The sequence below is a fragment of the Actinomadura logoneensis genome, assembly GCF_003428695.1.
GTDB classification, from domain to species: Bacteria; Actinomycetota; Actinomycetes; order Streptosporangiales; family Streptosporangiaceae; genus Spirillospora; species Spirillospora logoneensis.
Genome location: NZ_QURH01000985.1, coordinates 1 through 9,921 on the forward strand (window position 1 = coordinate 1; position 9,921 = coordinate 9,921).

At 73.4% G+C, this 9,921-nt stretch carries 9 protein-coding genes and 1 pseudogene; 2 read left to right on the forward strand and 8 right to left on the reverse strand.

Features of this window, described 5'->3' with window-relative positions; translation table 11 throughout:
* Positions 1-1,122, forward strand: a pseudogene (locus DZF91_RS40700) (hypothetical protein); the annotation flags it as partial.
* A 19-nt stretch (positions 1,123-1,141) separates the two neighbouring features.
* A complete protein-coding gene (locus DZF91_RS33575) occupies positions 1,142-2,143 on the forward strand; it encodes a BMP family lipoprotein (RefSeq protein WP_117361068.1) in 1,002 nt (333 codons plus the stop codon).
* Between the two features lie 102 nt (positions 2,144-2,245).
* On the opposite strand, the gene DZF91_RS33580 is transcribed toward DZF91_RS33575, so the two are convergent.
* The 8 genes from DZF91_RS33580 to DZF91_RS40705 all read right to left on the reverse strand — a co-directional run.
* Complete coding sequence (locus DZF91_RS33580; protein WP_147341511.1) at positions 2,246-3,778, reverse strand: OmpA family protein; 1,533 nt, start codon at positions 3,776-3,778, stop codon at positions 2,246-2,248.
* 115 nt (positions 3,779-3,893) lie between these two features.
* On the reverse strand, positions 3,894-4,133 hold the full coding sequence (locus DZF91_RS33585; protein ID WP_117361070.1) for a hypothetical protein: 240 nt from the start codon (positions 4,131-4,133) through the stop codon (positions 3,894-3,896).
* Positions 4,134-4,301: 168 nt separating this feature from the next.
* A complete protein-coding gene (locus DZF91_RS33590; protein WP_117361071.1) occupies positions 4,302-4,982 on the reverse strand; it encodes a response regulator in 681 nt (226 codons plus the stop codon).
* Positions 4,982-6,166: a sensor histidine kinase gene (locus DZF91_RS33595; RefSeq protein ID WP_147341512.1), complete on the reverse strand. Its 1,185-nt coding sequence runs from the start codon at positions 6,164-6,166 to the stop codon at positions 4,982-4,984. The genes DZF91_RS33590 and DZF91_RS33595 overlap by 1 nt, the downstream gene beginning before the upstream one ends.
* Positions 6,167-6,230: 64 nt before the next feature.
* Positions 6,231-7,124 (reverse strand): type II secretion system F family protein, encoded by an 894-nt coding sequence (locus DZF91_RS33600; RefSeq protein ID WP_117361073.1) that lies wholly within the window; start codon positions 7,122-7,124, stop codon positions 6,231-6,233.
* 7 nt (positions 7,125-7,131) lie between these two features.
* Positions 7,132-8,061 (reverse strand): type II secretion system F family protein, encoded by a 930-nt coding sequence (locus tag DZF91_RS33605; protein WP_117361074.1) that lies wholly within the window; start codon positions 8,059-8,061, stop codon positions 7,132-7,134.
* A gap of 31 nt (positions 8,062-8,092) precedes the next feature.
* A complete protein-coding gene (locus DZF91_RS33610) occupies positions 8,093-9,514 on the reverse strand; it encodes a CpaF family protein (protein ID WP_117361075.1) in 1,422 nt (473 codons plus the stop codon).
* Positions 9,515-9,516: 2 nt separating this feature from the next.
* Positions 9,517-9,921, reverse strand: a 405-nt coding sequence (locus DZF91_RS40705) for a TadE/TadG family type IV pilus assembly protein (RefSeq protein ID WP_117361076.1), incomplete at its 5' end; no start/stop codon positions are given.

Consider the following 9,921-nt stretch of genomic DNA (forward strand, 5'->3'; position numbering starts at 1 on the left):
GGCAAGGGCGCCGGGTGGCGGCCCGCTCCCGGCCGCGCGGCGCTGCTGTGGGCCGCCGGGGCGGTCGTCGCCGGGACGGCCGCCGCCTGGACGCTGAACACGGTCGTGAGCGCCGCGCTGTACCCGGGCGGCCCCAGCGACCACCAGGCCTGGGCCGTGGAGCGCCTGACCAGCCCGTCCGGCCTGCTGCACTCGCTGACCGCCGGGGGCGGGCAGCTCTGGGCGATGGCGGCGGGAAGCTGGGGGCTCGCCGCGCTCGGCCTCGTGTCGGTGCTTCTGGCCGTGCGGCGCGGACGGCCCGCCGACCGGCTCATGGCCCTCGCGCTGCTGGTCGCCACGGCCGGGGTCGCGGTGGCGTCGGCGGCGGCCCTGTTCGACGAGCACCGGGTCGGCAACTTCGCCTACGAGCGGTACGTCGCCTGCTTCGCGCTCCCCTACGCGCTGGCGGGCCTCGCCGGACTCCGGCGCCACCGGCGGATGCTCGCGGGCGCCGCCTCCGTCTGCCTCTTCGGCGGCTGGCTCGTCCTCTACATGGGCGGACGGCTGCACACCTACACGTTCAAGTCGCGCGACTTCCCGGAGGTGGCGCTGCTCGGCGGCAGCTACACCGAGCTGCGCCCGATCGTCATCTCCGCCGCCGCCTCCGCGCTGCTCGCCCTGCTGTGGGCGCTGGCGCGGTGGGGGACGGTGAAGCTCGCGGGCGTCCTGCTCGCGCTGAACCTCGTCCTCACCTACATCCCGGCGACCGTGTGGCAGGTGAGCGAGGCCGTCGCGGACGCCGCGCCGCTGCCGCCGGTCACGTCCGGATCCGTGGTGCTCGCCCGGCACGTCCCCGGGGTGGAGCATCCCGTGCCGGACGTGGTCTCGCCCGTCTCCGAACTGACCTACTCCTCGGTGGCCGTGAAGGTCTGGTGGACGCGGCTGGAGCGGTTCGACCCGTCCGCGGGGGTGCGTCCGGGGGTCTGCATGGCGGTCGTGGAGTGGCCCGCGGGCGTGACCGCCGCCGAGACCTGGCCGCAGCATCCGCCGGGGTGGTCGTACCGGCGGTCGGCGCTGATGGAGAACCTGTGGTGGGTCATCTGGTACGACCCCGCGTGCGTCGGGCGGAAGGGCTCCCGATGAGCCGGAGAGGGGTGCCGGGATGAGGGCGCGCGCCGTGCGGCCGGGGCTCGGGCTGGGCCTCGTCCTCGCCGGGTGCGCCGTCGCGGGATGCGGCGCGCCGACGCCCGCCCGCCCCGAAGGGGTCGTGAGGGTGGGCGTCGCGCTCACCCCGGACGGCCTCGGCGACCTCGCGCTGAACGACTCGGCGCTGGCCGGCCTGGACCGGGCCCGCAAGGACGCCGACATCGAGCCGGTCACCGCCGCCGCGCGCGCCGGAGAGACCGACGCCGACCGCGAGGCGCGCGTCCGTAACCTCGCCGGACGCGGCCTGCCGATGGTCGTCGCCCTCGGTTCCGCCTACACCGCGCCGGTCGAGCGGGTCGCCGCGTCATTCCCCCGGACGCGCTTCCTCATCGTGGACCCGGCGGGCTGCGCGGTCACCGGCAGGAACGTGATGGGCGCGTGCTTCCACCCCGAGAAGGCGGCCTATCTCGCCGGCGCCGCCGCCGCGCTCCGGTCGCGGACCGGCGTGCTGGGGTTCGTCGGCGGACGCGACGCCTGGACGGCCCGCTTCCAGCGCGGATTCGAGGCAGGGGCGCGGAAGGCCAGGCCGGACGTCCGGCTGCTTCCCGCCCGGTTCGCCGCGAGCCCCGCCGAAGGACGCGCCGCCGCGAAGGCCGAGACCGACGCCGGAGCGGACGTCGTGTTCCAGGCGGCGGGCGGCGCGGGCGAGGCGGTGGTCCAGACCGTGGCGGCGGCCGGACGGTACGTCGTCGGCAGCGTCGGCGACCAGTACGCCCAGCCGCGCCTGGCCGCCTACCGGGACCGCATCCTCACCTCCGCGCTCGTCCGGGTGGACCTCGCGGTCGCCCGGTTCGTCCACACGGCGCTGCCGGGCGCCGGCTTCCTCCAGGGCACCGTGAAACTCGACCTGGCGAGCGGAGGGGCCGCCTACAGCACGGCCGGCGGCCACCTGGAGGACCTCCGGCCGCGCCTCGAACGCCTCAAATACGCCGAGATCGACCACCCCACCCGGATGTGAACCGCCCGGCGCCGTGAACGGCGACGGCCGTCCTCCCTGCCGGAAGGACGGCCGTCCCGCGAGCCGTGGCATATGGGCGAAGGCCCGTGAAGCGGGGGCGTGTCAGCTGAGCGGGATGCCCTTCGCCACCGCGGCGACGTGGTCGGTCCACGGGATGGACACGTCGAAGGAGGTCGCGCCCGCGGGCGGCCGGTACAGGCCCCACACGGTCAGGCTCTCCCCCGCGGCCAGCTTCGACTTGGACGCCTCGACGAAGCCGTAGCAGGCGCAGTGACCCAGCGAGTCCTCCACCGGCCAGTAGCGGGCCTTGGCGGCCGGGTCCTCCAGCATCACGCCGCCGGTGGTGAAACCGCGGTTGTTCGGGCCGGTGCCGTACAGCATGAAGCTGCGCTCGAAGCCCTGCAGGAAGGGGCTGTCCGCGCCGCCCGCGTTCTTGATCGTCCAGACGAGCACGACCAGGCCGTCGCCGGTCCGGTGCAGGCTGTTGATCTCGTACCGGAGCCCGGCCGCGCCCCTGATCTCACCGCTGCCGAGGACCTTGCCCGAGCCGTACTGGTACGGCCCCCCGCCGGCGGGGGGCGTCACCGGGTCCTGCGGCTTGGGGAAGGTGACGGTGACCCGGCGGTTCCGGCGGCGGCCCTCCTCGCTGCCGTTGTTCGCGATCGGCTGCGTGGAGCCGTGCCCGGCGGGCTGGAACGTGACGCCCTGCCTGGTCACCAGTGACTTCAGCCGGTTCGCGACGGTCTGCGCGCGGCGCTCGGACAGCGGCTGGTTGATGGCGTCGTTGCCCGAGCTGTCGGCGTGGCCGTCCACCTTGACGGTCTGGCCCCTGGACTTGTCGATCTGCTGCGCGACCTGCCGCAGCAGCGCGTCGGCGCGCGGCGTCAGGTCGGCCTTGTTGAGGGCGAACAGCACGTCGGACTGGAGGTTCACCTTCCGGTCGTCGCCGCTGTCGTCCACCCCCTGGTCGATGCCCGTGGACGTGACGACGAGGTTCGCGACGCGCTGCTGCCCGCCCGCGGCCGCGGCGGCGTCCGCGGTCTGGCCCGGCACCGGCGCCACCGGGCCGGTGACGATCGGCACGTTCTCCAGGGGCGCGGCGGTCGGCGCGGTGATGGTGACCCGCTGCACGTTCGCGGGCGGCGCCGGGAAGATCGCGTACAGGTCCTGGCTGCCGCCGGGCGGCAGCGTCTTGATGTCCTCCGAGCAGAAGCAGTGGTCGCCGTTGCGGAGCGGCATGTACACCTTGCCGCCCTGGACGTCGACCATCCCGAGGCCGCCCAGCGACAGGATGTACCCCGCGCCGGGGTCGTTGAGCTGGTCGCCGAGCGCGCCGGACACGGTCAGCGGGGTCTTGCCGTCGTTCGCCACCGTGAAGCGGGCCGTCACGGTCGAGCCGGAGGTGCGGCTGAGGGCCGTCAGGTCCAGCCTCGCCACCCCGTCCTTGACGGGCAGCGGGACGGACCGCTTCTCGTACGCGGCCGACGACCGGGTCGCGCCCCCCGGCTTGCCGGAGCCCGTGGGCCCGGGTTTCGCCTCTTTCTTGTCACTGCAACCGGAAAGCACGACTGCCCCGGCGATCGCGACCGCGCCGAGCCCCGTCCACCGGGACCCGGCCCACTTCACGAATGTCACAGTCGAACCCCTTCCAGACTTTCCCTGAAACAGAACAGCATGGGGAGAGCCGCTTTCGCGACTCTCCCCATGCTGGAATTATCGACCGGCCCGGTGAATTCACACGGGCGACGGATCAGCTGGCGCTGCCCGGGTTGAACAGCTTGTTGATGGCCTGGGTGACGTTCTGCCGCACCGAGCCGTTCACCAGGCCGTACAGGATGCCGACGACGACCGCGGCCACCACGATCAGGGCGCCGTACTCCAGGGCGCTGACGCCCGCGTCCTGGCGCTCCCGGATCTGCCGGCCGACCTGCTCGGCACGGTCCTGGACGAAAGTCTGAAGAGTGACGTAGAGAGGGATGAGAGCGTTCATCTGAGTTCTCCTTGCCGGTGGCCCGCTCCGCTTTGCTGAACAGAACATTACGGATTCCGGCCACCTCCCCCCAGGGCCCGGCGACCCAACTCCAGGCCCGAAGAAGGCACCCCCGGAGCCGGGTCTCAGGACCCAATGCGCCGGGCCCTCGAGGCGTGCGCTCCCCCGTCACCGCAGCCCGTCCACGGTGCCCATCCAGAGGGCGATGGCCGCCGCCCGGGAGGGCACGCCGAGTTTGGCGTAGATGCGGTTCACGTGGTTCTTGACGGTCTTCTCGGAGAGGAACAGCTCGCTCGCGATCTCGCCGTTGGAGCGCCCCCGCACGATGAGGCGCATGACGTCGACCTCCCGCGCCGAGAGGCCGAACCGGGCGTTGGGGTCCGGCTCGGCCGGCGGCGGGGGCGGCGCGGCGGTCGCCGCCGGCTCCCGGTCGCGGTCCCGGACGGCCCCGACCAGCGCCGACACCGCGACGTCCGACAGCGGGTTCGCGCCGTCCATCGCCCGCCGGACCGCGTCGGCCAGCTCCTCCGGGGAGAACCGGCCGTGCACCAGGTACCCGGCCGCGCCGTTCCCGATCGCGGCGCGCACGGTCTCCGCGTCGTCGGTGTAGGTCAGCATGACGACGCGCGCGTCGCGGCTGAGCGTCCCGACGACCTCGACGCCGCCCACCAGCGGCATCTGCACGTCGAGGAAGACCAGGTCGGGACGGAGCCGCGCGGCCAGCTCGACCGCCGTCCGGCCGTCGCCCGCCTGGCCGACCACCTCGATCCCGGCGGCCTCCAGCAGCGACACCAGCCCGGAGCGGACCACCACGTTGTCGTCCACGACCAGCACTCGGGGGGAAGCCATCAACTCACCTCTGCCGTTCGCTCTGCGGGCATGTCGGTCCGCTCCGCCGGGACGCGGAGCAGCACGGTCGTTCCGGCGCCGGGCGCGGACTCCAGGGCCACCTCGGCCCCGGCGCGCTCGGCCCGCTCGGTCAGGCCCACCAGACCGTAGTGGCCGTCGCGCGCCAGGTCCGCCAGTTCGGGCGGATCGAACCCGCACCCGTCGTCGCGGACGGCCAGCTCCAGGACGTCCCCGGCGCCGCTCAGCCGGACCTCCACCAGGTCGGCGCCCGCGTGCCGGGCCACGTTGGTCAGCGCCTCGCCGAGGATCGCGACGACCTCGTGCCGGGCGGCGGGCGCCAGGTCCAGGGCCGCGTCGAGGTCCAGCTCCACCCGGGTGCCGGTCTCCCGCGACCAGCGTCCGGCCAGCTCCGCGATGACCTCCGAGAGCGGCCGGACCAGCGCCTCGGCCCGCAGCTCGGTCAGCAGGTCGCGGGCCTCGCGGGACGCGGTCTCGGCGGCCTCGGCGATCCGCCGGGCCTCGGCCACGGCGCGCTCGGCGTCCCGCTCGACCCACACCGGCAGCGCCGACGCCGCGAGCGCGATGCCGCGCAGCGTCTTGGCGAGGGAGTCGTGCATCTCGCGGGCGAGCCGGGCGCGTTCGTCGGCGGCGGCGGCGTGCACCTCGGCGCGGCGGCGGGCCGCCTCCTGCTCGGCGTACTCGTCCAGCAGGCGGCGCAGCGCGACCCCGGCGAACCCGGCGAGCGGGTAGTAGAACGGCTGCCCCAGGAGGGCCTGGAAGGTGTGCGCGACCGACACCGAGGCGGTCGCCGCGTACACCACGTAGTAGAAGAGCATCTGCAGGGCCGCGACGCCGAGCATCCCCTGCCAGCGGTACAGCAGTCCGCCGAGCGCGGCGGTGACGACGGTGCACAGGAAGAACGGCCCGGTGACGCTGCCGCTGATCGCGAGCGCGCCGAACGACACGGCCATGTCCAGCGCGAACAGCAGCGGGTGCGCCGCGAACCGGGGCGCGATGCTCCGCCAGCACCGGCCGCTGACCCAGGACAGCCCGACGATGAACACCACCAGCAGGAACGCCTCGACCGTGAGGCTCTCCCGGGGGATGAGCAGCAGCGTCACCGCCGCGGTGAGCATCCGGATGTGCATCAGCATCCGGAAGGCCTCGCCGACCCGCTCGGTCATCGGCGCACGCGTGTCCGGACGGCCGTCGCCCCCGGCGAACAGACCGCCCCCCGCGTCCTTGCGGTCAGCCGCCGAAGAGGCCACCGACCCCCCTGAGGTTCATCCCGTAGACCATGGCCGTGATCACGATCATCATCAGGCCGGGCATGGACATCCCCATGGTCACCGCCGTGATCTTGGGGTTGGCGCGCTGCGCCTTGCGCCGCGCCCACTGGGCGGACTCGCGGCGCATGTCGTTGCTGATGTCCACCAGCGCCTGGCCGAGCGGCGCGCCGAGCTCCTCGGCCTGCAGCAGCGCGGTCGCGAACGAGCCGACCGCCTCGGAGTTGTTGCGGTCGCGCAGGTCGTCGAACGCCTCCCGGCGGGGCGTGCCCAGCTCCATCTGGCGCAGCGCGACCATGAACTCCTCCGACAGCGCGCCCGGCATGCTCTCGCAGACGCGCGCGAGGGCGGTGCGGAAGCTGAGCCCGGCGCTCACCGTGACCGCCAGGACGTCCAGGAAGTCCGGCATGGACCGCTGGATCTCGTCCTGCCGGGCGGCCCGCTTGGCGTACAGGGACAGGTCGGGCTGGAGCGCCGCCAGCAGCACCAGCAGGGCCCAGAACGGGTGCCCCTGGAGCAGCACCAGCAGCGCCAGCGTCCCGAACAGGACGAGGTATCCGGCCAGCCTGCGGGCGTAGGTGTCGACGGTCATGCCGCCGGGCCGTCCGGCCTGGTCGATGCGCATCCGGATCTTCGCGCGCCAGGGGGCGAGCAGGTCCATCATCGGCCGCGCGAACGGCGCGCCGAGGCGCTCGGTGATCCGGTCGAGGATGAACTGCTCGTCCTTGGCCTCCGCGCCGGCGGCGGGCAGCGCGTCGTCGCTGACCCTTCCGCCCGAGGTGAGCGCGGCCAGCGCCCACACCAGCAGCACGACGCACAGCGCGGCCCCGGCCGCGAGCAGGTACGGGATGGTCATCGGCGCCTCACACGTCGATCCGGGTGATCCGGCGGACGATGACCACGCTGCCGACGAACAGCGACAGCGCGATGACCAGGATCACCTGCCCGATCAGATGGTGGCTCATGGCCCGCAGCGCGCCGGGCTGGATCACGTTGATCAGCCCGAGCGCGACGATGCTGAGCCCGATCACGCTCACGTTCGTCACGGTCGCCTCGCCCATGATGGTGAGGACCTCGCGGCGGATCTCCTTGCGGTCCTCCAGCGTGGTGGAGATCGTCCGCAGCGCGGTGACCAGCGAGCCGCCCGCCCGCGCGGACACCACCAGCGTGCTGATCAGCACGCCCAGCTCCCGGGACGGCAGCCGCTCGCCGAGGTCGTGCAGGGCCTCCTCCAGCGGCTGCCCGAGCCGCAGCGCGTCCGCGGTGCGCTTCAGCTCCTCGCCCGCCGGCTCGGAGAGCTCGTCGGCGGCGATCTCGATCGCGGTGGTCATGACCAGTCCGGCCTGGGTGGCGTTCGACAGGACGCGGGCCAGCTCCGGGAGCTGCGCGATGAACTCCTCCTTGCGCCGGTCCTCCCGGCGGCGCAGGTAGGACAGGAACAGGAACGCGACGCCGACCGCCGCCGCGATCCCGTACACCGCGCCGATCCACTGCCCGATCACGAAGACGGCGAGGAGGGCGACGGCCGACAGCAGGAGCACGAACGTCGACACCCGGATGCGCAGCCCGGAGTTGTGCAGCCGGCGGGCGAGGGACTTGCCCGCCGACGTCCGGCGCAGCACCCGGTCCAGCCGGACCAGGGGGCCGTTGGGCGTGGTGTCGATGCCGAGCTCGGCCCGGGAGACCAGGCGCCGGCGCTGCCCCCAGCCCGTGAGCAGATCCCCGACGCCCCAGGTCGCCAGGACGAGGGTCAGCGCCAGGATCGCCAGGATCGCCGGCAGCGGCAGGTTCATCGGGTACCGCTTCCTTTCGGTCGGTCGTGCATCAGGCGTCCCCCGGTCCGTGCAGCGGTTCGCGCCCGTGCGGCGGCTCGGGGCCGGACGTCGTGCCGAGGCCGGGCGGCGCGCCGGGCGGGACGGGAACGCCGTGCCCCGCCGAACCGTTCATCGAGCGGGGGGCGAAGGCGGGCGGGATGGACTCACCGGCGTGGAACAGGCGGGTGGCGAGCGCGGGCGGCAGCGGCATCGGCCTGAACCGGCCGCGCACGACGCGGTCCGCGCCGATCGGCTCGGCCTCGAACCGCATCACCGGCTGCAGCGAGAACCGCTCGCGCACCGACTTGTCCATCACCGCGATCTCCACGATCCGGCGCGAGCCGTCCGGGCCGCGGCTGAGCTGGACGATGACGTCGATGGCGCTGTTGATCTGGTCGCGGACCGCCTCGAACGGCAGCTTGACGTCGCTCATGCTGGTCAGGGTCTGCAACCGGTTGACGGTGTCCTCGCTGGAGTTGGCGTGCACGGTCACCAGCGAACCGTCGTGCCCGGTGTTCATCGCCTGGAGCATGTCCAGGGTCTCGCCGCCGCGGACCTCACCGACGATGATCCGGTCCGGGCGCATGCGCAGCGCGTTGCGGACCAGGTCGCGGATCGTGATCGCGCCCTTGCCCTCGATGTTGGCCGGCCGCGACTCCAGCGGGATGACGTGCGCCTGCTTGAGCTGGAGCTCGGCGGAGTCCTCGATCGTGATGATGCGCTCGGTCTCGGGGACGAACGCCGACAGCGCGTTCAGCATCGTCGTCTTCCCGGTGCCGGTGCCGCCCGCGATGACCATGTTCAGCCGGGCCCGGACGAACGAGGCGAGCAGCATCCCGGTCGGCGCGTCCATCGCCCGCATCCCGACGAGCTCCTCGATCGAGTACGCGCGGGGGAAGCGGCGGATGGTCAGGATCGGCCCGGCCAGCGACAGCGGCGGGATGATCACGTTGACGCGCTCGCCGGTGGGCAGGCGCGCGTCCACCATCGGGCTCGACTCGTCCACCCGGCGGTTCACCTGGGCGACGATGCGGTCGATGGTCTGGTACAGCTGCTCCTCGCTGGCGAACCCGCCGTCCAGCCGGTACACGCGGCCCGCGCGCTCGACGAACACGGTGTCCGGGCCGTTCACCATGATCTCGGTGACGTTCGGGTCGGCGAGCAGCGGTTCCAGGACGCCGAGGCCGAGCGCCTCGTCCACCACCCGGCGGATCAGGCCGGCCCGCTCGCCCGGCGAGAGCACCGGGCCCTCACGGGTGAGCAGCAGGCCCGTGACCTTCTCCAGCCGCGACCGGCGCTGCGCCATGGTGAGCCGCGCCAGCTCGTCGAGGTTGATCTCCTCCAGCAGCCGCGCGCGCCAGTGGCCGATGCTGGACTTGCCGCTCCGTTCGGGAGCCGAACGGTCCTGGTCGAGTCGGTCCTTGAGCGCCATGGTTACCCCAGCGGGAGCGTGAAGCTGCGGGTGACGGTGTAGTCGATGGGGATGCCCTTCCAGATCAGCGGGAGTCTCGCCTTGACGCGGCAGTACACGCCGTCGGTGCCGTCCACCTTGGTCGCGCCGCCCTCGACGTCGTACTGGTTGATCCAGTTCGGCTTGGCCCCCAGCGCGTAGGTGCGGCAGCGCGACGGCGCGTAGTCCTGGCTGGCCTGGCGGGCGCCGGTCCGCGCGATGTTCTCCACGCGCTCGACCGTCGTCGCCGACACCCACGCCTGGTAGGCCACGAAGATCACGACCAGCGTGATCGGGAAGCCCGCGGCGAACTCCAGCGACGGCGCGCCGCGGTCCTCGCGCAGCCGGGCCGACGCGCGCAGCCGGGCCGACGCGCGCAGCCGGGCCGG